Raw genomic sequence first — 23,541 nt, forward strand, 5'->3', positions numbered from 1 at the left:
GGATGCTCACGTTTATCGCGTCGACGAAGACCACCGGATGGACGCGGTCGAACGGTCGGTTCTGCCATTCGCCCATGGGCGGTGGCTGGTGACCAGGACGGCTTCCGCAGCGAACTCGCCGACGCGGGGCTGCCGTTCGTGATGGCGCTCAAGCCCGGCCATGGCGCCTGGAGTTACAAGGATGCGTTCAGGCCCTCCGACGCCACCCGCGAACCGACATCTCGAACGATTAAGGACAAGTTCCTCGAGTAGCGTGCGGGCGCGAGTCTTGACACCGAGGAAACAGGGGATCATGATCGGGACCGCTCGGTGAGCGCTCCCAAAGGGAGTTCGCCCCGTTTGCACGCGTCGCCTGTTCGCCTCGGATGACGAAGTCCGGCCGCCCGAGGTCGATATTACGCCTTCAGTGACCGAGGACCCCCTTTCCGCACTACCTGTTTGTTTCGTACAGGAGGCAAACACGTGTCCAGATCGTCAAGGCTCGTGACCGCCGCCGCGCTTGCCACGGCGGCGGGGCCGCTCGCACTCACTCAGAGTGCCTTCGGCTCCTCTGCCGCGGAGGACTCCGCGAGTGGCGCGTTACCGGCGGCGATGTCGGTCGACCACTCGGCCCACCGGGCCGGTGCGGTGATGCCGATGGCGCCGGCGCCACCCGGCAGTTACGTCCTCGCCGACCCGCAGGTCACCGGCGTGGTCCCGTCCACGGCCACACCGCCACACCGGTACTTCCACGAGTTCCAGGCCAACTGCGGTACCACCCGCGATCTCGCGGACGATCCGATCGTCTACACGGGGATGCCGGGCGCGTCGCACATGCACACGTTCATGGGCAACACCACGACGGACGCGAACAGCACCCCGGCCACGCTCAACGCCGGCGGCACCTCGTGCAGGGCGCCCGCCGACCGCTCCGGTTACTGGATGTCGACCATGTACGACGGCAACCGGGTGGTCACCCCGATCGGTCCGCAGGTCGTCTACTACAGGAGCGGCGTCCTCGACTACACCGGCGTCCGGCCGTTCCCGCCGGGGCTGCGTTTCGTCGTGGGCAGCCCCACCGCCACCGCCGAGCAGTTCGCGGCGGCCTCGGTCGAGGGTTGGGAGTGCGGCAACAGCCATCACAACGCCGACTTCCCGGCCACGTGTCCGGCCGGCAGCCAACTCAACGTCCGTTACCAGGCACCGAGTTGCTGGGACGGGAAGTATCCGGACACGCCCGACCACAAGAGTCACATGGCGTATCCGACCAACGGCGTCTGCCCGACCGATCACCCGGTCGCGGTGCCGATGCCGGAGTTCAAGATGGCCTTTCCCGTGGCCGGCGACATGTCGCAGGTCCATCTCTCCAGCGGACGCGGCCATTCGTTCCACTACGACTTCTACAACGTGTGGGAGCCGCCCACCCTCGCGGCGATGGTGAACCACTGTGTCGTCGGCGGTCTCCAGTGCGATGCCCGCGGCTACGACCAGACCCACCCGGAGGCCGGCGCCGCGTTGAACACGCAATATCGGCTCCCCTAGGGCCAGTCGAGGCAAAGGCCTACCGCGCCGCCGGGCCTGTTCGACATCGGTCCCTGCACCCACGAATCGGTGCCCCCGCAAGCGCGACGTCCGGTGGGTGGCACCCGCAACGTTCGGGCCGCGCGCGGTCCCCACTCGCACGGTCCGGGGGCCACGCGCGCGTCCGCGTCCCCGCCTCCCACAGGGCGCCGACCCGAGCCCACAACCGACCATGTCCGCCGCGTCCCGACACACGAACCACCGATGGATGCACAACGATTGCCCGCCCGTCGACCACAAGGAGGCCCCATACACGCTCCACCCCAGCTCTCGCAGGGGCGTCCGTCCCACCCCGCCCCACCGACGCAACCTGGCCGCCCTGGTGTCAGCCGCCCCGATCGCGGCCGTCCTCGTCCTGATACCGCAATCCGCGGCACACGCCGCGCCGACCCTGCTGTCCCAAGGCAAGCCCACAACCGCGTCCAGTGAGGAGAACGGCGATACGGCGCCGGGGAACGCGGTCGACGGCGAGCCCGGCACCCATTGGTCCAGTGCCGCCTCCGACCCCGGCGGGTCCAGGTAGACCTCGGCGAGAGCGCCGCCGTCGACCACGTCGTCCTGAAGTGGGAGGTCGTGTACGCCAAGGCGTACCGCATCCTGCTCTCCGCGGACGGCACCGTGTGGACCCACTTCCACCCACTCCACCAGCACGGGCGCCGGTGGCACCGAAACGCTCACCGTCACCGGCAACGCCCGCTACGTCCGCCTCGAAGGCCCCGCTCGCGACACCGGATACGGGTACTCCCTCCGGGAGTTCGCCGTGCACACCGTCGGCGGCTCCGGGCCGCGGATCCCCGGCGGCGGCGATCTCGGTCCCGACGTGCTCGTATGCGACCCGTCCACACCGGACATCCAGGGCAAGGTCGACGCCATCTTCCGGCAGGCAGAGTCCGCGCAGTTCGGACCGAACCGGTACGCGCCCTGTTCAAGCCCGGTAGAAAGGCTCCCCACCGCTCCTCCTGGCTCGACCACGACGGCGAACCACCCCTGATCGAAGGAACGTCGATGCGGTTGAAAGTCGAGTATCCATCGAAGGACCGGAATGCCCCGCCGGTGTGTTTTGGTCCTCCAAAACCGGTGCCACCCCGGACGACGTGGGCCGTTTCTGGCAGTCATTTCTCCGCCGCTTCGATCCGGAGCGCACCTTCCGCTTCGCAAAGCAGACCCTCGGCTGGACCACGCCGAAACTCCGCCCCCGTGGCCGCGGACCGCTGGTCCTGGATCCTGATCGTTGCCCACTCTCAGCTACGGCTCGCCCTGCCCCTCGCCGCAAACCTCCGCCGGCACGACGGAGAACACCCGGTCGGCCAGGATCTGCCCCCTGCGGCCGCGAATAGCCGTCGCGGACAGAATGGACTGATACCTTCCCGCGCCTTGGCGTCTCGATTGATCCGATCGTTGCCGATTACGGTCGACCTCTCGGACCGGATCATTTGTGATGGAACGGCAATCTCTTGGATGCCCCCTCAAATTCAAGATTTCTGGTTTCCGTCCTGTCATGCCATGCCGCAAACCAGGGAGATCCACTCGTCCGGGTGCTACTTCGGATAGAAATGGGAACAAATGGGAATGGCCAACAGTCTCATCGACCTCCTTGGCCGTCAGGCTGCCAGGCATCCTGAACGGACATCCTTTCGCTTTCTGGTCGACGGCGATATTAATGGGCGGGTCGACGAGTGGACCTATCGTGATCTGGAGCGGCGAGCACGGACGATCGGCGTCCTGCTGCAGCAGGAGCAGAAACCCGGTTCGCGCGTTCTACTGCTCCATCCTCCGGGGCTGGATTTCCTGGCCGGATTTCTCGGCTGCGCATTTGCGGGCATGGTTGCGGTACCCGCCCATGTGCCCGACTCGGGCCGCCCGGAACGTACTCTGCCGAGGCTGGCTCGTATCGTGGTCGACTGCGACGCATCCGCGGTGCTGACAACCGGTGAGACCCGACCACTTTCCCAACAGGCCGAGCTGTTCGCGCCTCCCTTGGCGAATCTGCGCTGGCTCTCGAGCGACGGCCTGCCTGATGCGGCCCACGGGGACCTCGGCACAGCTGCTTCCGGGCCCGAGGATCTCGCCCTCCTGCAGTACACGTCCGGTTCAACCGGCCCGGCCAAGGGAGTGATGGTCACCCACGCCAACCTTCTCCACAATCTGCGCAGCATGAATGAGGCATGGCGGCAAGGCGAACATTCGCAGATAGTTTCATGGCTGCCTCCATATCATGACATGGGACTTGTCGGCGGCCTGTTGTACACAGTGTTCCTGGGGGCGACGGGAACCTTGATGACCCCACTGGCCTTTGTGCAGAAGCCATCCCGATGGGTAGAGGCAATTTCGCGATTCCGGGGGACGCTCAGCCTCGCCCCGAATTTCGCCTACGACCTCTGTGCGCTCAAGATGGCCGCATCGGACGCCGAGGCGCTGGACCTTTCTTCCTGGGAAGTAGCAGGGAACGGTGCCGAGCCCGTGCGCCGTGAAACAATGGATCGCTTCACAGATAGATTCGCTCCGTCGTCCTTTCGAGGAGACGCGTTCAGGCCCTGCTACGGGCTCGCGGAAGGGACGCTGTTCGTCACGGCCGGCCGCTCGTCCGAACGTCCGACGGGGGAGGCGGCGCAGACGCGACACCCGGTCTCGTGCGGACGCCCGGCGTCGGACACCGAAGTCGTGGTCGTCGATCCGGAAACGCTTGAGCGATGCGCCGACGGTCGTACCGGCGAGATCTGGATCAAGAGCCACAGCAACGCGGTCGGCTACTGGAATCGGCCGGCCGACACAGAGGGGACGTTCCGGGCGCGCCTGGTCGACGACGGTCCCTACCTGCGCACGGGCGACCTTGGCTACCTTGAGCAGGGCGAACTGTATATCGGCGGCCGGATCAAGGATCTGGTGATCGTGCACGGGGTCAACCACTACCCGCAGGACATCGAATTCAGCGTCGAGCGCTGCCACCGGAGCATACGCAGTGGTTGCGTGGCCGCCTTCGGGATCGAGGAGGACGGCCAGGAGCGACTGGTCGTCGTCGCCGAGGTGGACGACGGCTTCGAGGGCGGTGCCGACGAGGTGGCCGTCGCGATCCGCTCCGCGATCGCCGCAGAGCACCAACTCCGGGTACACGACATCGCACTGGTCTCTGCCCGCACGATTCCGAAGACCTCCAGCGGGAAGATCCGCCGTCGGGAATCCCACGATCGCTACCTCGGCGGGCGGCTGGCACGGCGCGCTTTCAGCGACCGCCCACCGCGCGCACGTACAGCCGAGGAGATCCGGGCGTGGCTCGTCGCTCAGGTGGCGCGGCGGGTGAACATCGAGCCGGGCCGCGTCGCGACCGGTCAACCCTTCGACATCCACGGCCTATCCTCGCTCGACGCCGTCGGTATGTCCGGCGACCTCGCCCTCTGGCTCGGACGTCCACTGGTACCCACGGTCGTCTACGCCCATCCCACCATCGACGCGCTGGCGCAGCATCTGAGCAAGCCCTCCTTCGATCCGGCCGGCTCACCGGCGGCGGTGCCGGGACGGGAGGCCGACGCACCGCAGCCCCCCGAGCCGGACGTGCCGCCGAACGAGCCCATCGCCATCATCGGCATCGGCTGCCGCTACCCCGGTGCGCAGGGAACGGACGGATACTGGACACTGCTCAGCAACGGCATCGACGCCGTCGGCGACGTACCACCGTCCCGTTGGAACGCAGACGACTTCTTCCGTGAAGGCAGTCCGATGCCGGGGAAGATGTACACCCGCCGCGGCGCCTTCCTGGACGACGTGACCGGCTTCGATCCCGCGTTCTTCGGCATCTCGGATGCCGAGGCGAAGTACATGGATCCGCAGCAACGACTACTGCTGGAGATCACCTACGAGGCGCTCGAGGACGCCGGCCTCAGGCCCGAGGACGTCGCCGGAACCGATACAGGCGTCTTCGTCGGCATCACCACGAACGACTACGCCCAACTGCAACTGTTGTCCGACACCGTGGCCGGCCCCTACGCCGGTACCGGCAATGTCTTCTGCATGGCCGCGAACCGTGTCTCGTACGCGTTCGACTTCCGTGGCCCCAGCTACGCAATCGACACCGCCTGCTCCTCGTCCCTCCTGGCCGTCCACCAGGCCTGCGTGAGCCTTCGCGGAGGGGAGTCCCAACTCGCCCTGGCCGGTGGGGTCAACCTCATGCTCTCGCCCAAGACGACCGTGGACATCTGCCAGAGCGGCGCGCTGTCCCCGGACGGACACTGCTACACCTTCGATGCCCGCGCCAACGGTTATGTCCGCGGCGAGGGCGCCGGACTGGTCGTGCTCAAGCCGCTACGGCGGGCCCTCGAAGACGGCGACCGCGTCTACGCCGTCATCCGTGGCAGCGCGGTGAACCAGGACGGGCAGTCCAACGGCCTGACCGCGCCCAATCCCGAAGCCCACACCCGTGTCATCACGCAGGCACTCTCCAACGCCGGACTCTCCCCGGACCGCGTTCAGTACGTCGAGGCCCACGGCACGGGCACCGCGCTGGGCGACCCCATCGAAGCGGAGGGGATCAGCGCGGCTCTCCAGGGCCGTCCGGCCACGGGCCCGCGCTGCGCGGTCGGCTCGGCGAAGACCAACTTCGGCCACCTCGAAGCCGCTGCGGGCGTTGCCGGCCTGACCAAGGTCGCCCTGGCCCTGCATCACGGCGAACTGCCGGGCAACGTCGGCTTCGAGACGCCCAACGAGCACATCGACTTCGCCGCCCTCGGCCTGCAGGTCCAGGCCGCGCACGCCCCCTGGCCGGTCGGACGCGGTACCAGGGTTGGCGGAGTGAACAGCTTCGGCGTCGGCGGGACCAATGTGCACGTCGTCCTGGAAGAGGCGCCGACACGGCCGCCGTCCCCACACACGTCCGCCGCGCGGGAGTCGTCCGGTTCGGACGGCGAACACCTGGCGCCGCACTTGCTCGTGCTGTCGGCGCGCACGCCCCGCGCACTGACTGCGCTCGCCGGCCGATTCGCCACCTTCCTGCCCGGATCACCGGCACCACTGGGCGTGGTCTGCCACACCGCTGCGCTGCGGCGGACCCACCATGAGCACCGTCTCGCCGTCGTGGCCCGCACCAAAGCCGACATGGTCGAGCGACTCGCGCAGTTCTCCACGGGGGCGCCAGGGATCACCGGCCGTGCCCGCACGGGGGAACGACCGCGCCTTGTCTTCGTCTTCCCAGGCCAGGGACCGCAGTACCTGGGCATGGGGCGACGCCTGCACGCCACCGAGCCGGCCTTCCGTGCCATGTTCGACCACTGCGAACGCGCCATGCAGCCCTATCTGGACTGGTCTCTGCGCGAGCAGTTCACCGCCGACCGGGAAACGTCCCAGCTGGACCGGGACGACGTCGCCCAGCCCTTGCTGTTTGCCCTACAGGTCTGCATCGCCGCCACCTGGCGGTCGTGGGGTGTGCTTCCGGACGCCGTCGTCGGTCACAGCATGGGCGAAGTAGCTGCCGCATTCGAGGCCGGTGCCCTCACCCTCGAGGACGCGGCTCAGGTGACCTGCCTGCGCGCGAACCGCTTGGCGGAACTCCTGGAGACCGTCCGCGGACAGGGCTCGATGGCCGTGGTCGCCCTCTCGCGCCAGGCGCTCGCCGAGGAGATCGTCCGCTATGGGGAACGCCTGCACCTGGCCGCCTCCAACGGACCCGCCCTGTCCGTCGTGTCCGGGGACACCGAAGCCGTCGCCGAGTTCCAGCGCGACCTCGAACGCCGCGATGTCTTCTGCCGACCCGTCCGAGCGGGAGGGGCCGGCCACTCGCCCGTCGTGGAGAGCGCGGCCCGGTCCCTGGCAGCAGACCTGACGCGCCTGGACCCGCACGCCGCGGGAGTGCCCCTGTATTCGTCGGTGACAGGCGCGCGGATCGAGGGCGAGCAACTGGACGGCGAGTACTGGAGGCGCAACCTGCGCGAACCAGTCCTCTTCTGCCCTGCCGTCGAGCGCATGGCCGCGGACGGCTACGAACTCTTCGTCGAGCTCAGCCCCAACCCGTCCCTGGCCATCCCGATCCAGCAGACCCTGGACGCCTGCGGCAGCCCGGGCCGGGCCCTTGGATCGCTGGCACGGCAGCGCGAGGACCAGGACGTCCTGCTGGAGACCCTCGGCGCGCTGCATGCGCACGGCCTGCCTGTGGACTTCGCCCGCCGACACGCCACTCGGCTGCCCGTCGCCTCGCTGCCCTCGGCACCATGGCAGCGTGAGCCGCACTGGTTCCAGGACCTTCCCGGAGCCGGAACGGAGGAGGGCGACACCACCCCGAACGTCCCACGGACCATCTCGGAGACGGTGGCGGCCGCCTTCTCCAGCGTCCTGCGGGTCCACCCCGTGGGCGAAGAGGACAGCTTCTTCGAACTGGGTGGAACATCGCTCATGGCCGCGCAGATGCTGTACACCTTGCGGGCAGACCTCGAGCTGGAGATCCCGCTCAGGCTTCTGTTCGAAAACCCGACCCCTGCGGGATTCGCCCGGGCCCTGGAAGCGCTGGGAACGGGAAAGGCCACTGCTACGGAACCGGCACCCATGCCGACCCGCGTGGACGCCCACGACTACCCGCCGACCTTCAACCAGGAACGCCTGCTCCAGGCCGAGCGCGGGGCGGGCAAGGACGCCGCCCATGTGCTGGCCCAGCACCTGCTGATCGAGGGGCCGCTGGACGTCGGAGCGCTCACGCACGCCCTGCAACGCCTCGTGGACCTCCACGAAGGACTACGCACGGTCTTCGTCGACCACGGCGCGGAAGGCGGCATCCGCCAGGCCATCGCGGACAGCACACCGATCGCCCTCCCGGTGATCGACCTGACGGTGAGCGGGGGCCCCACACCGGACCCCCTGCCCCACCTGCGCGGAACAGAACGCGCCTTCAAGCCCTTCGAGGAGCCGCTCCACCGCTTTGCCCTGACCAGGATCGCCGACGACCAGAGCGTGCTGAGCATCGTCCTGCACCATCTCGTCACCGACGGTTGGTCACAGGGAGTCCTTTTCCAGGACCTGGTGGCCGCCTACCGCACAGGGCTCGCGGTGGAGCCGGACACCATCCCACCGGTGCCGCTCCGACTGGTCGACTACGCGCACTGGGAACGGACCGTCTACAGCGGGGCCTTCCTCGACGAGCACATGGAGCACTGGCGCGACAAGCTGCGCCGCACCACGGTACCGCAGCTGAGGATCGTCCACCGCGAGCGACTGGCGGAAGGAGAGAAGTCCCGAGCCCGCCTTGCCGAAAGGCAGATCGAGGATGCCCTTGTCACACGCCTCGAACACACGGCACGCTCCACGTCGACGACGATGCAGATGATGATCCTCGCCGGCTTTCTGCTGACGCTGCGTCGATACGCGGACCAGGACGAGATCACCGTGCCGACCAGTTCGTCGGCGCGTGAGAGTCCCGACCTGGAACGGATCGTGGGATTCCTGTCCCAGCCTCGCCTGATCACGGTGGACTTCTCCGGGAGTCCGACCCTGCGTCAGTGCCTGATGCGTGTGCGCGACGCGGTGCTCGTGGCAGGGGAGGAGCAGGGACTGTCGATGAGCCAGTTCTACCACCTGGAAGGACTGGAGCAAGACGACATCCCCTTCCGGATCTCCATGAACTACCTGCCGGACGTCGACCTTCCCACTCGCATGGGCGACGCGGCCGTGACGGTGCTGCCCCGACAGAGCGGGTTCACCCTTTTCCGCGACCTGCTACTGGTGGTACGCACCGTGGACGGCGGACCACGGCTCTCCTTCGGCTACCCGGACCAGGTCATCAGCACCGCGGACATGACCGCGTTCATGTCCGACATGGAGGCGCAACTCATCGCCTTTACCGCTGATCTCGACGTGCCCCTGGAGCCGTCGGCAACCACGTGTACCCCCAACGATGTTCCCGGCACCGACTCAGATGCGTGAAAGCGGCGCCGCCAACGCCCCAGAAAGGCGATCCATGCAATCGACCCAGGCGTGGCTCCTCCCGGTCGGCCAGGAGCAGAATCCCGGCCCCGGCCGACTCGAACTCGGCCGGATCTCCCTCGGCGAACTGCAACCGGACGAAGCGCTCGTCGAGCCGCTGTTCGCCGGTTGGGAGGGCAACTGCTTCCACGCCGTGCAGCGCAAGCCCATCGACGTGTGCGCATCCCGCGGGGAGCCGAGTGTCGTACTCGGCAACAGCGGCGTGGTCCGGGTGCTGCGCCCGCCGACCGCTCCGAATGACGACGGTCTTCGCGAAGGCGACGTCTGCCTTCTGCAGGCCAACTACAAGCCGGACGTGTTCGGCTACGGACAGAACGGGGCCGCGTTCGGCTATGACGCCCCGGGGACGATCGGCCTGCTGGCCAAGAGAACAAAGATACGCGGCAGTTGTCTCGTTCCCCTCCCGCCGCATACCCGGCACTCGTTGGAGCAGTGGGCCGCCTTCTCGGTCCGCTACGTCACCGCCTACGCGAACTGGCGCGTGGCTTATGGGACGTGGCGCCTACAGGTGACCGAGCAGGATCAGCGGACCCCCTACGTCTGGGGATGGGGCGGAGGCACCAGCTTCGCCGAACTCACCCTCGCAGTCCTGCTCGGGGCGGAGGCCACGATCGTGACCTCCACGGAGAACCGTATGGCCCTGGCGAAGGCGAACGGTCTTTCCGCCGTGGATCGCAGGCGGTTCCCGGACATCGCTTTCGACGAGAGGCGTGCCAAGGACCCCGACTACATGAGGCGTTACCAGGAATCCGAAAAGACGTTTCTGCGGATCGTCCACGAAACCACACACGGGATGGGTGCGTCCATCTTCGTCGACTACATCGGCGGCACCTCCATGCGGGCAACGCTGGCAGCACTCGCGCGTGAGGGCGTCGTGACCACAGCAGGGTGGCGTGAAGGGCTGCGCAGTACTTTCATGCGTGCCATCGAATGCATCGAGCGACACCAGCACATCCATACCCACTATGCCCGGCGCAGTGAAGTCCTGGAGGCTATGGCGCTGGGAGAGGAGAGGGGGTGGATGCCGCCGGCCGACGCCCTGGAAAAGCCGCATCCCTATGACCAGGTACCTCAACTGGTCAGTGCCTACGCGGCCGGCAACATCAGTACCTACTTTCCACTGATCAGGGTCAATTCCTACTAATGCCAGGTTCCGCAACCCGGTCGCGACGCTCAACCCCCGTCGACGGGTCCGTTCCGTTCCGTGCCGGCCGAACTCATCGACTGTCACGACCTCGTCCCGGATGCGGGGATGAACTCAGCCCTCGCCTCGCTCTTGGAGATGCTCGACCTGCCCCGGCGCGTCCTGGCGGCACGACCGCGTGAACTGTGAAGGGGCAACGGCAACGAGTCGCCATCGCACGCGCCCTCGCGGTCCAACCCGAAGTGCTGGTCGCCGACGAGGCGGTATCGGCCCTGGATGTCTCCGCCCAGGCCACTGTGGTCAGCCTCCTGGCCGACCTGCGCGCCGATCTCGGGCTGACGATCGTGTTCACCTCGCACGGTCTGGGCATCGTCAGAACCTTCTGTGACAGCGTCGCGGTGATGTTCGCGGGCCGGGTGGTGGAAGAAGGCGCGGCGGAAACCATATTCACCGCGGCCCGGCACCCGTGCGCCCGGGCGCTGCTGCGGGCCGCACCGGTCCTGCACCGACCGGGTACCGTGCGACGTTCGCCGATCCTGGAAGGCGAACCCGCCGGCTCCCTCGACATGATCACCGGCTGTCCCTTCCAACCCACATGCCCGGAGGTCGGGACCGCCTGCTCATCGGCCCCGCCGCCCTACATCGGGAGCGGATCGCACCGCACCGCCTGCATCCACGCCGCCGATGCCGACCACCCTTGTTTCGGCTCCGATCTCGCGGTGTGACACGGCGAAGCCGGATACGCCGAAGGAGACCCGAGCCTGGGCAGGGGGCACACGCGGGTCAGCGAGCCGCGCGGCGGCGGCGGCGCAGTAGCTCGGCGGCGACTATCAGGATGGCGACGATCGCCGTGCCGGTGATGAGCCGGCCGGGTCCCGAATCGGCCGACGAGGAGGTCGGGGCGGCGATCGGTGCGCGCGTCGGCGGGGCCGGGGAGGCGGGCCCCTGGGTGGACGGTGCCGTGGACGGCGTGACCGGTTCGGCTGCGGCGCTTCGGCTGGGCTCCGTGCCCGGCACCGCCGTGACGGTGAGGTCCGCTTGGCCGCGTCCGAGCGCGGGGAAGCCGGACTCCACGGTGACGGCCCAGTGGCCGGGTGGCAGGGCCAGGCGGGTGGTGAAGGTGCCGGGGGTGTCGGCCACTGGCTCCAGCTTCCATGGGCCGATCGTCCGGCCGTCGTCAGCCGTCGCGCTGAGCGTGCCGGCCACCTTGTCGGTGACCGGGTCGTGGTCGTTCGCCCAGGTGGCGGCCGCCCGGGTATGCCCGTCGCCCAGCTCGGTGATCGTGAAGACGATGGTGTCGCCGTGGGCCCCGGCCTGGCCGGTGCCGCCCAGGAGGGTGGCGGCGGCGAGCGATGTGGCGGCGGCGAAAGTACGGATGCGCATCAGGGGTGACTCCTTGGACGGCGGTGGGACGGGCGGGGTTGGTTCCCGTCCCACCGCCTGCTTGGGGCGGCCTCAGGAGACCGGCTGGATGGCCCAGTTTTGGTAGGTCTGGCCGTTCGGCTGCTGGAGTTCGAGCAGCCGACCGCCGTAGTACCAGCGCTTGCCGGTGCCGAGGACGAGGGAGGAGTTCTTCGCCGTGAGCGCGTAGCCGCTGCCGCTTGCGGTGATCTTCCACTGCTGGGTGTCCGCATTGCTGCACGGCTGCTGCATCACGTATTGGCCGGCCACGGCCGAGCCGCCGATCTGCAGGCACTTGTCGGACCGCACCGAGCGGACCCGCAGGTTGCCGTTGCCTTGGTCCTCGAACAGCCACTGCTGGTTGGCGTAGCCGTGGCGCTGGTAGCCGATCAGCACGGCGCCGTCGGAAGTCGAGGCGCCCCACATGTCGGCGGCCTCGCCGGTCAGGGTGTTGACCATCACGTACTTGGTGCCGGGCTTGGTCGGTCCGACCGGTCCGGCGGCCTTCGGGGTGCGGAAGGATGCCTCGGGGCCGGGCTTGGCCACGTGGCCGGCCTGGTCACGTACGGCGACGGCGACCTTGAAGGCGGTGTCGGGCCGCAGGTTGACCAGTCGGACCACGGTGGAGCGGACGGTGCCGAGCGTCCGGCCGTCCAGCACCACGTCGTAGCCGGCCGCGTCGGAGACCTGGGCCCAGCTCAGCACGACGGAGTTCGCGGTGAGTTGGCCGATTGCTACCTTGGGCGATGTCGGTCCGCCGGTCCGGGTGGGGCTGGGCGTGGACGTCGGGTTCCCGGTCGAGGTTTTGGTGGGGCTCGGCGTGGACGTCGGGTTCCCGGTCGAGGTTTTGGTGGGGCTCGGCGTGGACGTCGGGTTTCCGGTCGAGGTTTTGGTGGGGCTCGGCGTGGACGTCGGGTTGGGGCCGGTGCCGCCGCCGCTGCCGGCTATCAGGAACTGGTTGTTGGCCACGTTCCAGTGGGTGGTGAGGTAGCTGCCCGCGGACGGGTTGGTGCTGTAGTAGTCGTCGTGGTTGCAGTCCAGCCGCTCGTCGCTCGCACGGTTGGGGCACTTGATCTGCATCTTCGGGAAGTACGGCGAGTCCGAATAGCACATGACGTCCCACTCGTCGACGCAGTGCCCGGCCTTGCTGCTGTTCGGCGCGCTGTTGTTGACGGCGCCGAGGTTGTGGCCGAGTTCGTGTGCGGCGGTCGAACCACCCCAGCAGCCGCTGTCGGTCCGGCCGTACGAGGGGCCGAAGTTGCTCATGTTGTCCTTGCCCGGGCGCTCGTCGCCGGCGAAGGTGCCGATTCCGCAGTAGACCTGGGCGTCCGCGAAGATCATGTACTTGCGATCCTTGCGGTTGAACCCCTGCTTGGCCAGCGCGCTGGTGGTGGCGCCGAACTGCTGCAGTTCGGACGTGGGTAGTTCCACGTTCAGTATCGACGCCGAGCAGTCGGACTCGGTGACGTAGCGGATGTGGCGGGTGCCGCCGGTCTCCTGGGCGCTGGCGTTGTAGATGACGTCGGCGTCGGCGGCCCATTTCTTGATCGAGGGCAGGTACTGGCCGAAACGGTCGTTGCCGGGCGCGTGTATGTACAGCACCTGGACGCGGTTGCCGGTGCTCCCGTCACCGTCGCAGGCCACCGCGGTGCCCGCGGCGGCGGTCGCCTCGGAGGCGGGCGTCCTCGCGGCCGGGGCGTCGGAGGCCGGCGCGGCGCCGGACTGCACGTCGAACACCGGCGGAGAGTCCTTGAGCAGGTCGGCCGCGGACGGCGGCGGGTCCTGGCCCACCGCAGGCGCGGCAGGCACGGCGGCCGGCGCCGCAGCGGGCTTGGTGTCCTGGTGGATGTCGACGCCCTTCGGCGGCTCGTCCGGGCCGTGCGTACACAGCCCCGCCTCGGAGACCTTGTACACACCGACGCACTTGTCGCCCTTGGCCGACGGCACCAGGCCGGTGTACACCATGCCCTTGGCCACGTCGTTCTTCGGCACCGAAGTCAGAGGTTTGGGTGCCTTCTTGTGCAGCGGAGCCTCCGCCGGGCTGCCTATCTCTCCGGGGTCTGTCTGCGTGCTCGCGGCGTCGACGGAGGCGGCGGCCGGCGGGTCGCCCTCCAGTGCGGCGTCGACGGTGACCGCGCCCATCGCGAGGGCGGTCGTCACGGTGGCTGCGACGAGCAGCCAACCACGGCGACCGCGGCGGCGGTGCGGCGTCGCTTTCCTGCGTCCCATGCGTGCCTCTCTCTTTCATCGGCAGGTGTCGGGTGTGAGTGCCGACACCTAGGAGATGGATGGGACGGACGGGGATAACGGAAAATCGCACGGCAATTCGATCCGGCGGCGCAGGGGCGGCGTCGATGCGGCCTCTCGAGCAACGGGTTTGGCGTCGCCCGGGGAGCATGGTCGCCCGCCACGCGGGGTAGCTACGCGCTCCTGGAGAAGTCCGGGGCTGCGCGCGGGTGATCCGCGCAAATGCCGGTGCGCGGACTCGGAGAGCGGACGCGTGTCGTACCCGGGGATGGTCCGGCGCCGCGTGTGGCCGGGGTGCGGGCCCGTGGTGGAAGGTACTGCCGGAGCAGGCACGGCGGGTGCCGACGAACTCGCCCGGATCGACGCCTACTTGGATGACGAGCGGTTCGTTGTGTCGTTTCGGTCGGTGTTCGCCGGAACGGCCTGACCGTCGGGCGGTGCCGGTCGGCGCATGCCTCATCCAGGCGATCGCGTTCGAGTTCGCGTTCGGCCGAGCTGCCCAGGTGTCGGTCTTCTCCGTCGTCGTCGCCACCGCCTCGACGTCGCGCCGACGGATGCGGGGGCGCGGGTCGCGGCCGAGCTGTTCGAACGAACCCGGCGAGGGCCTCGCCGTGCCGACCGGCCATCCGGGGATCGCGAGGGCGACGCCGCAGAGGCCGCCTCCGAGTACGAAGCACATCGAACGCCACGAAATCCGCGGGACTTTCCGGGGCCAGGCGCGCGGCCGCCGTCCCGGTCCGGTTGACGCGCTTTTGGAGCAGGTCGAAGCCCAGGCCGGCCGTCATACCGGAACAAGCCGTCTGCCAACCCTTAGAAGCCGAATATCTGGGTCCATGTCCAGTCCTTGGTGACCACGCCGAGGCCCATTTTGGTCAGGGAGCAGTTGAGGATGTTGTCGCGGTGGCCCTGCGAGTTCATCCACGACTTCATCACCTGCTCGGGGGAGTTCTGGCCGCGGGCGATGTTCTCGGCGCCGGGGTTTGCGAAGCTCTGTGCGCGGGCCCTGTCGACGAAGGTTCGGCCGTCCTGGCTGGTGTGGGAGAAGTAGCCGTTGGTGGACATGTCCTCGCTGTGCAACTGGGCGGCGCGGGTGAGGTGGGAGTCGAGGGTCAGGGCGCCGCATCCCGCCTTGGCCCGTTCGGCGTTGGTGATCGTCAGGACCTTCTCGGCCGGGGTGCCCGCGGGATCGGCCGTGGTCGTGGGCTGCGTCGACGGCGTCGGACGCGGCTTGGCGGTGGTCGGCGCCGGGGGCGGCTTCGTGGGTGACGCGGTGGGCTTCGGGGAGGCGGACCTGGTGGGCGAGCGGAACGGGGACGGCGAGGCGACAGGCGACAGGGCGACGGCGGGTGCCGAAGGCGTCGCGGACTCCGACTTGGTGGTGGACGCCATCCACACCGGATCCCTGTCCTCGCCTGGCGACAGTACGGTGATGCCGATGACCGCGCCTCCCGCGACCAGCAGAGCGACAACGGCGGCCACGGCGGTCGCACGCTGCCGCCTGCGTATTCGGCGGGCCCGGCGGTCGTGCGACCGGCCACCACTGACCGTGTCGAAAGCCGCCGTCTCGCCGGGCGCCCCGGCACCCCCGAACGCGGCCGCCCCCGTGAGACCCCTCAACACTGCGGCCACCGGCACCAAGGCGAGGCCGGCCAGCAGCCTCTCGGCCGGCACCAGGTCCGCTACGAATCCCGAACAGACCGTGCAATCACGCGCGTGCCGCGCGACCCGCTTGCGCCACAGCGCGGAAGGGACGCCGTCCCAGGGCGTGATCACGTCGTCCAACAACACACAACGGGGCACCGCGGACAGCGCCCGCACCACCACCCGGGCCGTCTCCAACTGCGCCTTCATCCGCTGCACCCGCACCGCGGCGTGTTGCGTCGACAGCTCCAGCGCGGCGGCCAACTCGGCCCGCTCCAGCTCGCCTGCCGCCTCCAGCCACCACATCGCCAGCAGCGCACGATCGTCGGCGTCCAGCCAGCGGGTGGCCTCGGCCACCTCCCGCCGCTGACCCTCCAGACCGAGTCGCATGATCGTCAGGTCCACGAAGTCCGCGCCCGGGTCCGCGACGTCGTGGGCGTCCTGCAGATCGGAACCGCCCGGCGCGGCATTGCGCGTCTGCCAGTGGCCGCGTATCTGGTTCATCGTGATGGCCACCAGCCAGGACCGGAAGCTTTCCGGGTCACCCAGGGATCCGAGATTGCCGAGTGCTCGGATCATGGTCTCCTGCACCACGTCGTCGACGTCGGCGTGCCTGTTCAGGGCCCGGCCCACGATGTTGTACACGAGCGGTAGATACGCGGCGACGAGCTCGTCCTGGGCCCACTGGTCGCCCCTACGTGCCGCCTCCACCACCGCGCTGTCGTGTTTCCCGGTTGTGCCCACGTCCGTGCCCACTCTCCCTCCGGCTGCTCGCCTGTTCCGTCTTACACAGGGGAGACCCTCCGACCGGGGCCGCGATAACAGAAAGTGCGCCGCAAAACCTGGGCGTACGCTACTCGAACGATTCCGGGGACCGGTTGTGTCCTGGTTCGACGGTGCCCACGTCCCCCTCGAAGAGCTCCTCCGGCGCCTTGCCGAAACCCGGTCTCGCGAGGAGGAAGACCGACAGCGCCGCCAACTGGTGCCTGCGCCGGGGCCGTTGGAGGGGTATGCGGCCCGGTTCGACGACCTGTTCGGGACGCTCGCGCGGCGGCGGGGGTTTCGGGAGTACCCGGTCGGGTTGTTGGCGCCGCGGGACCGGAACAAGACGCTGACCTGCCTGGCGGGTGCCGAGCCGGTGATCGGCGCGCAACACCCGGCGGTGCAGCGGCCGCAGTTCTTCCTCTGGGCCGACTTCCAGGTCCGTTCCGACACGGCGATTCGTCGGCATCAGACGCCGGTGAACTGCGCGTTCTCGTTCTGTTGGGATGCCTGGTTCAGCGAACGGGAGTCGACGAACGCTCCGGTGCCGCGGCCTCGCGACGACACCGGAGAGAGGAGGACCCAAAACCGCCCCGCCGCCCCCCGCCGTCCTGGCCCCGCGCGATCCGGGCCGTCCGCGCCTGGATCACCCCCTGGATCGCGCTGCAACGCTACTGGCGAGCCTGGTCGAACGCGCCCCCACCCACACGGTTACAGGCCCTGATGAACTCGGTCGGAGCGGGCGACGGCCTGCACCTTCACCTCCCGAACCAACAAACCACCGGTAGTAGATGTCCGCCGAGGTCATGACACCGCTATCCCATTCGCGTGTAGCAGGAGGACGAAGTCGTTGACACCGGTGAAGAGCTCGGCGCGCAGCCCGGCCTTGCGGGCTCCCTGCACGAAGGCGCGCTGGTCGTCGAGGTACAGCAGTTCCCCCGGCTCGATACCCATACGCTCCGCCGCTCTCAGGTAGGCCAGCGGTGAGGGCTTCTGCACCCACAGGTCGTGCGAGGTGAAGACATGGTCGAAGGCATCCGTCATGTCGTGCCGCACGATGTCGGCGTGGAGTTCGTCGGTGAAGTTCGAGAGCACGCCCACGGTCAGCGACGTGCGCAGCTGCCTTGCGATGTCGAGCATCCGCCTTTCGACCGTGCCACGGTCGTCGAGCCAAGGTTCGATCGCGACGGCGGCGGCCGGGCCGTATGTCGCAACCAGGCGTGCCTCGACGCCGACCGTCCACTCCTGGTGGGTCAGGACGCCGACTTTCGCGAGCTCGTAGTCCGGGTGGTCGTACGCGTAGCGGGCGATGGTGCCGGGCGGCAGGCTCGCGAGCGCCTCCGCCCGTGCCTGACCGGAGTGGTCGAAGTGCCGGAACACCCCATTCATGTCGAGCAGGACGCCTCGGAGTGTCATGTGCCGCTCGCCTTCGGTGGCTCGGTCTGCTCCCGTCGACAGGAAGCCTGACGGGCTGTGGTGATGAGGGACTCGTACGCGGGTCGGTTCAGCATCTCCAAGAACTGCTCACGCGCCGTTGTGCCGGTATGCGGTCTCGTTCGCGCTTCTGCGACAGCACGCCATGGGCTCGGCCGGGCCGCTCGCAGCGGCAGGTCGGCGAGGCGTACCGAAACGATGGTGCCGGAATCCAGACTGGCGAGGACGTACGGCGCACACGCGAGCCAAACCACGTGGTGATGCCGGTCCGACTCCGCGGCCTCCACGTCAGAGAACGCGGCGGAGTCCACCACAACGTCGTGTCCGGAGATGACGTTTCTCACCGCCCGTTCGTCAGTGATGACGAAGTGTTCACGGTCGGCGGCGGTGACCCTGTCGGACCCCTCCGCTGTCACATGGGCAACCAGTGCGCGTGCGAGCCGGCACCGGTCACCAACCGGGCGCACGGGCGCCGCTGCCCGCTCATCGAGACACGAGCGGCTCCCACCACTCCGGATTGTCCCGGTACCAGCGCACGGTCGCCGCCATCCCTTCGCGGAACGTGGTGTGCGGCGCCCAGCCGAGTTCGGAGCGGAGCGCCGAGGAGTCGAGCAGATAGCGGCGGTCGTGACCGGCCCGGTCCGCAACGATCTCGATGTGCCTGTCCCGGTCGAGCCCCAGCGCCTCCAGGACGAACAGCGCCATGTCCATCGCGCTGCGCTCATCGCCGGTGCCGATGTTGTACGTGCGCCCCGGCGTGCCTTCGAGGAGGATCGTCCTCAGCGCCGCGCAGTGGTCCACGACGCTCATCCACTCGCGGCGGTGCCAGTGGTTTGTGTAGACCGGCAACTTCCGCCCACGCAACGCGTTGACGATGAACAGCGGCGGATTCTTCTCAGGGTATTGCCGTGGCCCGTAGTTGTTGGCCGATCGCGAGACCGTGACGCCGAGACCGAAGGTACGCGCGTAAGCGAGCACGAAATGGTCGGCGCCCGCCTTCGATGCCGCGTAGGGGGTGTTCGGCCTGTACGGCGAGTCCTCGCTGAACGTCGACGGGTCATCGAGCGCCAGGTCACCGAACACCTCGCAGGTCGAGACATGGTGCACCCGGGGCACGTCGCTCAGCCTGGCCGCCTCGCACAGCGATTGCGTGCCGAGGACGTTGGTCAGTGCGAACGGCCGCGGGTCGCGGACGGCCCGGCTGTTGTCGGACTCGGCCGCGAAGTTGATCACGCAATCGACCCGCGCGGCTCGCATCGATTCGGCCAGATGCTCGGTGTCTGTGATGTCGCCGACCAACAGTTCGACGTCGAGCCCGGCGAGGTTCGCCGGGTTGCCCGCGTAGGTGAGCTTGTCGTAGACGACGATCGTGTCGTTGGGACGCTGCTGTGACCAATAGTGGACGAAGTTGGACCCGATGAAGCCGGCGCCGCCGGTGACCATGAGACGCATCAGCCCCGCACCTTGGCCCCGGTCCGCAGGGTCGCGTCGTAGAGACCATGGAAGTCCTCGACGACCCGCTCCCAGGAGTACCGGCGCAGCACCAGGCGACGCGATTCGGTTCCGAGCCTGTCCCGCCAACTCTCGATGTTCCCGACGAGTTCGGTAAGTAGGTGCGCCAGCCCCTTGATGTCGCCCAGGTCGAAGAACCAGCCGTTCTGCCGCGGGCCGGAGTCCTGGATGAATTTGGCCGGTCCTCCGGTGCGGGTCGACAGCACGGGGGTCCCCGTGGCCATCGCCTGGAGGATGGCCGTTCCGAACGGTTCGGAGTCGGCCCCGTTGACCATCAGGTCGGCGGCCGCGTACCCGTACTTGAGGTCCTCCGGTCCGCGCCACCCCGTGAAGAACACGCCCGCGTCGCCCTTCGACCGGGCGTACTCGTAGGGGTGAATGCCCTCGCACTCGCCAGGGTAGCCTCCCCAGATCACCAGTGGGCTACGCAGGCCGTGCTCGTCGCGGGCCATCACGTAGGCGTCGATGACATCGGTCAGCCGCTTCCAGCGCAGGAACCGGGACACGCACAGTAGGACCGGTCGCATGCGTCCCGCCTCGTTGACGAACGAGTCGCGCAGAAGCTGCTCGCTGTACGAGACGGTGCCCGGCACGGCGGTGCCGTCCCACCCCTGCGGATCGTTCACCAGCCACTTCGTCCAATACCGCAGCTTGTCCCGGTCATCCAGCGGCAGGGGCCCGAAGTAGCCGGCGTCGACCCCGTTCTCGATGATGTGCACAGCACCCGACGGCAGCGCGAAGAGCTCCGTCGCGAGAGTGGCATCGTCCTCCGAGACGCACACGACCGCGGCAGCCTCGCGCGCGGCCTGCTGCAGTTCCTTGGCCCAGTGGTCCGCGTAGCGCCAGGCGGAATGACCGGTCCAGCGGCCGCTGCTCGATGCCGCTTCCTGCGCCTGGATGACGAACTTCATCTCGGTGCCGTGCAGATGGGCCACCACCGGGGTGCCCGTGCGCCGCGCCGCCAGGTTCATCGGTCCCAGATGATGCAGGTGAAGGACGCTGTGACGACCCGGGCCGTCGGTCGGCTTGAGCGCCTGGGCCCAGGATTCGGTGAAGGCCGCCCCTTCGGCCGGGGTGAAGTCGCTCAAGACCCGGTCGGATACATCCTCCTTGTACTCGAAGCTCGGGTGCATCGCCACCACGTCACCGGAGCCGGAGGGCGCTGCGTCCGGGCTGTAGTTCATTGTCGTCAGGCGCTGGACAGCGGCAAAGAATCTGCGCGCGTCCGACATCTTCGGGTTCGGCCCTTCCGGCCAGGAGCCCGCAACCAGGGAGAAGTCGCTGACGGAGCGCTGCAGGCGCTGCGCGAGTTCCAGCGCGACGAATGCGGAACCGCCGCGAGGAAAGGGCATGAAGCCCATGGTCACGCCCGGGGATTCACCCATTTGACCTACCATCTGTCGCCGAAATCCTCTCAGTCATCGTGGATGTCGCTGCCTTCTTGGTCGTGCCAGAGTCGTGAGGGAACCGTCGTCTCGGATCCGACGTATCGTCCGGCATATTCGATCAGGGGGCCATCCACGGTCCAGAAGGCAATCTTTCCTATGTTCATCCGCCGATAAAGGTGAATGGGTTGGGCGGCTTTCATCTCGAGTGTCCACGCGATGATGGCTCCGCTGTGCCCTAGAGGGGCCGAATACTGGATCCACAACCCGAGGGTCGAGACGGAGCGATTCGCGTACAGGGTCGCCGCGTGTTGCCTGCTGCCCATCCGCTCGAAGGTGGAACCCAGATAGCAACGGTCTGGCAGCAACGTTATTCCGTCACGCCCGATCGAGTGTTTCGTCACGGTCGGCGCCCGGTCGGGCCGCAGGACGGGATCCGTGTAGGACAGGATCTCGTCGCCCAGATGAAAGCCGTAGCTGTTGGGTTCCAGGTTTGCAGGATCGAAGGGGGATATGACAATTTCTCCCGCGGACACACCGGCCGAGATCGCGTTACCGCTAAGAATCAAGGAGTTGCTCCAGAACTGTACGCACGTTGCTCTCGTACTCGTCGATCCCGCGTCGATTCTCGATCGTGTACCTGTAGCTCAAACCGTGGACGAAGGACGCGGATTTGTCCGACGACGAGACATCGCCGCGCTGTTGCCGTCGCGCCGCGCGCAACTCGGGCGGCGCGACGATCCGTACGAGGGCGAAACCTTCTTGTTCGAGGGCGGGCTTGTCCACCTCGACGTCCCGGAGATCTTCGTTGACGATGACATCGGCGTCCGAGGCGGCCACCTTGTCGAGGAACGGACGGACCAGAGCCTCCGGATTGAGGCGCCGCAGCTGGTCGGCAATGGCCTCCAGGAGCACCTGGTCCTACCGGGCCGCGCGCTCGTCCAGGCCCGCCGTACGGCGAAAGATCTGTTGCAGCTCGTAGAGCGGCTCGGCCGGCCCGACCCGCACGAACGTCGAACCGCGCTCCTCGCAGTACTTGACGGGCGATCCCCACGAAGATGGATATACCGGCCCCGGAGTGCCCGACCACCGCAATGCGTACCTGGTTCATCCGAGCTGACCCACCGTCTGCGATGCAGCCGGCAAGGGCGTCGGGAGCACCGTGACGGAGGACAGATAGACCCGGGCACCATCCCAGATCCATGCCGCTTCGACGTCACAGCCGTGCTCGGAGCGTAGTTGAAGCAGCAGGTCCGTCACGGCCGGCGACAACTCGGCATCCTGCGCGGCCCTCTTGCCCACGTCCGTGAGCCGTTCGCTGACGTGCACGCGTCCTGTCGGGGCCAACCGGGCCACAGCCGTTCCGGCGTGACGCACGCTGATCGCACGCTGCACGAGTACCGCGACGCCAGGCGCTGCGCGCGACATGCTTTCCACTGCCTCGACGACCTCCGCCGACGTGGCCAAGCCGCCGCCCCCCGACGGCACGGCGGACGCGCCCGACGAGACCGGTGAAGCACGCACGATGAATCGTTCGTCTGCTCCGCCCTCCCGCAATGCTTCCACCGCAGTACTGATGAGCAGACGCGTGGGTGCGCCCAAACCAGGTGCGTCATCCGCGCCCGCATCCTGGCAGGATGCCGACTGCCCGGCCAAGAGACTGCGCGGCACCACGAAACCCGGAGGCACCGGATAGCCGCCCGCGAGGTTCGACAAGGCGGCGAACGCCTCCCCTGTGTCGGAGGGGTCCACCTTCGAGCCCAGGCGCGGCAACATGACCCGGGCCCGCTTTTGCGCGAAGTCGCGGTGGATGTCGCTCGTGCGCGGGCCGGACGAGTGCTGGTACTTACCCCGGTAGAGGTTGACGTGGCCAACGACGCGCCACCACATCATCTGGCCGATCGCCATGCCGGTGAACACTCGTACCCGCTGAGCGGTGAACAACTGCAGGGTCCACTGCCCCACGAACCCGATGTCGCCAAGCGAAGCGGAAAGATTGATGAAGACGCCCAGTCGCGCCACCGAACTGCGGGCCGCGAACGTCGGGGCGTAGGCGTTGCCGCCGAGCCGTTCGACCGTATGCCCCAGATAGAGCCGCCCCGGCTCGAGGATCAACCCATCGGGAGGGATCCGGTATTCGACGTAATCATTCTCGCGACTCGGGTCCAGCACATCATCGACATACTCGCGAATGTTCGGTCCGAGACAGAAGTTGTAGCTGTTGGGGTTGACGTTCTCCGAGTCGAAAGGGTCGATGATGACTTCACCACGATCGCGAGCGGCAATAATCTCTGCTCCCGACAGAATCATCACCGCTCACCGCCGCCGACCAACCGATTCACGGGCACGTTCCAAACGCAAGAGAGTCGGGTGCGCAGACAAGATGCATTTTCCTTCCGTTCACGTGAACCAGGGCATTGCATAATGGTCGCATTCGGGCGGGAAGGCATTCGGTCGAGGGTTGAGTTTCCGGATAACGATGTCCCGACGCCTCGACTT

Annotated in this window: 16 protein-coding genes and 4 pseudogenes; 9 read left to right on the forward strand and 11 right to left on the reverse strand. The window is 67.9% G+C overall.

The features are described from left to right. Positions 1 to 22: 22 nt before the first annotated feature. Positions 23 to 76, reverse strand: a pseudogene (locus OG948_RS56620) (hypothetical protein); the annotation flags it as partial. Between the two features lie 5 nt (positions 77 to 81). On the opposite strand from OG948_RS56620, the gene OG948_RS56625 reads away from it, so the two are divergent. The 8 genes and pseudogenes from OG948_RS56625 (at position 82) to OG948_RS56660 (ending at position 11,385) form a co-directional block, all read left to right on the forward strand. Beyond that, positions 82 to 252, forward strand: a complete 171-nt coding sequence (locus OG948_RS56625) for a hypothetical protein (protein WP_331772889.1) — start codon at positions 82 to 84, stop codon at positions 250 to 252. A gap of 210 nt (positions 253 to 462) precedes the next feature. Further along, on the forward strand, positions 463 to 1,521 hold the full coding sequence (locus OG948_RS56630; protein ID WP_331772890.1) for a DUF1996 domain-containing protein: 1,059 nt from the start codon (positions 463 to 465) through the stop codon (positions 1,519 to 1,521). 247 nt (positions 1,522 to 1,768) lie between these two features. Next, positions 1,769 to 2,496: pseudogene (locus OG948_RS56635) on the forward strand (discoidin domain-containing protein); the annotation flags it as partial. Positions 2,497 to 2,508: 12 nt separating this feature from the next. After that, positions 2,509 to 2,907, forward strand: a pseudogene (locus OG948_RS56640) (transposase); the annotation flags it as partial. 222 nt (positions 2,908 to 3,129) lie between these two features. Then, positions 3,130 to 9,456, forward strand: a complete 6,327-nt coding sequence (locus OG948_RS56645) for a beta-ketoacyl synthase N-terminal-like domain-containing protein (protein ID WP_331772891.1) — start codon at positions 3,130 to 3,132, stop codon at positions 9,454 to 9,456. A gap of 34 nt (positions 9,457 to 9,490) precedes the next feature. Continuing rightward, positions 9,491 to 10,660, forward strand: a complete 1,170-nt coding sequence (locus OG948_RS56650) for a zinc-binding alcohol dehydrogenase family protein (protein WP_331772892.1) — start codon at positions 9,491 to 9,493, stop codon at positions 10,658 to 10,660. A 60-nt stretch (positions 10,661 to 10,720) separates the two neighbouring features. Further along, the gene (locus tag OG948_RS56655; protein ID WP_331772893.1) at positions 10,721 to 10,849 is read left to right on the forward strand and encodes a hypothetical protein; all 129 of its coding nucleotides are present in this window, start codon (positions 10,721 to 10,723) and stop codon (positions 10,847 to 10,849) included. After that, positions 10,846 to 11,385 (forward strand): ABC transporter ATP-binding protein, encoded by a 540-nt coding sequence (locus tag OG948_RS56660; protein WP_331772894.1) that lies wholly within the window; start codon positions 10,846 to 10,848, stop codon positions 11,383 to 11,385. The genes OG948_RS56655 and OG948_RS56660 overlap by 4 nt, the downstream gene beginning before the upstream one ends. Before the next feature lie 58 nt (positions 11,386 to 11,443). Here the strand turns inward: OG948_RS56660 and OG948_RS56665 are convergent, their stop codons facing one another. Beyond that, complete coding sequence (locus tag OG948_RS56665) at positions 11,444 to 12,043, reverse strand: hypothetical protein (RefSeq protein WP_331772895.1); 600 nt, start codon at positions 12,041 to 12,043, stop codon at positions 11,444 to 11,446. 72 nt (positions 12,044 to 12,115) lie between these two features. Continuing rightward, positions 12,116 to 14,290, reverse strand: a complete 2,175-nt coding sequence (locus OG948_RS56670; RefSeq protein WP_331772896.1) for an RICIN domain-containing protein — start codon at positions 14,288 to 14,290, stop codon at positions 12,116 to 12,118. Between the two features lie 240 nt (positions 14,291 to 14,530). Between OG948_RS56670 and OG948_RS56675 the strand changes: the two are divergent. After that, positions 14,531 to 14,766 (forward strand): annotated as a pseudogene (locus OG948_RS56675) (hypothetical protein); the annotation flags it as partial. Between the two features lie 352 nt (positions 14,767 to 15,118). Here the strand turns inward: OG948_RS56675 and OG948_RS56680 are convergent. The 8 genes from OG948_RS56680 to OG948_RS56715 all read right to left on the reverse strand — a co-directional run bounded on the left by OG948_RS56680 (position 15,119) and on the right by OG948_RS56715 (position 23,352). Further along, complete coding sequence (locus tag OG948_RS56680) at positions 15,119 to 16,705, reverse strand: sigma-70 family RNA polymerase sigma factor (protein WP_331772897.1); 1,587 nt, start codon at positions 16,703 to 16,705, stop codon at positions 15,119 to 15,121. Between the two features lie 97 nt (positions 16,706 to 16,802). After that, on the reverse strand, positions 16,803 to 17,180 hold the full coding sequence (locus OG948_RS56685; protein WP_331772898.1) for a hypothetical protein: 378 nt from the start codon (positions 17,178 to 17,180) through the stop codon (positions 16,803 to 16,805). Positions 17,181 to 17,515: 335 nt separating this feature from the next. Next, on the reverse strand, positions 17,516 to 18,127 hold the full coding sequence (locus OG948_RS56690) for an HAD-IA family hydrolase (RefSeq protein ID WP_331772899.1): 612 nt from the start codon (positions 18,125 to 18,127) through the stop codon (positions 17,516 to 17,518). 501 nt (positions 18,128 to 18,628) lie between these two features. Next, on the reverse strand, positions 18,629 to 19,597 hold the full coding sequence (gene rfbB, locus OG948_RS56695) for a dTDP-glucose 4,6-dehydratase (protein WP_331772900.1): 969 nt from the start codon (positions 19,595 to 19,597) through the stop codon (positions 18,629 to 18,631). Beyond that, the gene (locus OG948_RS56700) at positions 19,597 to 21,042 is read right to left on the reverse strand and encodes a glycosyltransferase family 4 protein (protein WP_331772901.1); all 1,446 of its coding nucleotides are present in this window, start codon (positions 21,040 to 21,042) and stop codon (positions 19,597 to 19,599) included. Before OG948_RS56700 ends, rfbB begins: the two co-directional genes overlap by 1 nt. 29 nt (positions 21,043 to 21,071) lie before the next feature. Continuing rightward, complete coding sequence (locus OG948_RS56705; protein WP_331772902.1) at positions 21,072 to 21,611, reverse strand: dCTP deaminase domain-containing protein; 540 nt, start codon at positions 21,609 to 21,611, stop codon at positions 21,072 to 21,074. Continuing rightward, positions 21,601 to 21,957, reverse strand: coding sequence for a hypothetical protein (locus OG948_RS56710; RefSeq protein WP_331772903.1), 357 nt, complete (start codon positions 21,955 to 21,957; stop codon positions 21,601 to 21,603). The genes OG948_RS56705 and OG948_RS56710 overlap by 11 nt, the downstream gene beginning before the upstream one ends. Before the next feature lie 192 nt (positions 21,958 to 22,149). Continuing rightward, the gene (locus OG948_RS56715; RefSeq protein WP_331772904.1) at positions 22,150 to 23,352 is read right to left on the reverse strand and encodes a dCTP deaminase domain-containing protein; all 1,203 of its coding nucleotides are present in this window, start codon (positions 23,350 to 23,352) and stop codon (positions 22,150 to 22,152) included. Positions 23,353 to 23,541: the final 189 nt, after the last annotated feature.

The sequence above is a fragment of the Embleya sp. NBC_00888 genome (genome assembly GCF_045207655.1).
Taxonomy (GTDB): Bacteria; Actinomycetota; Actinomycetes; order Streptomycetales; family Streptomycetaceae; genus Embleya.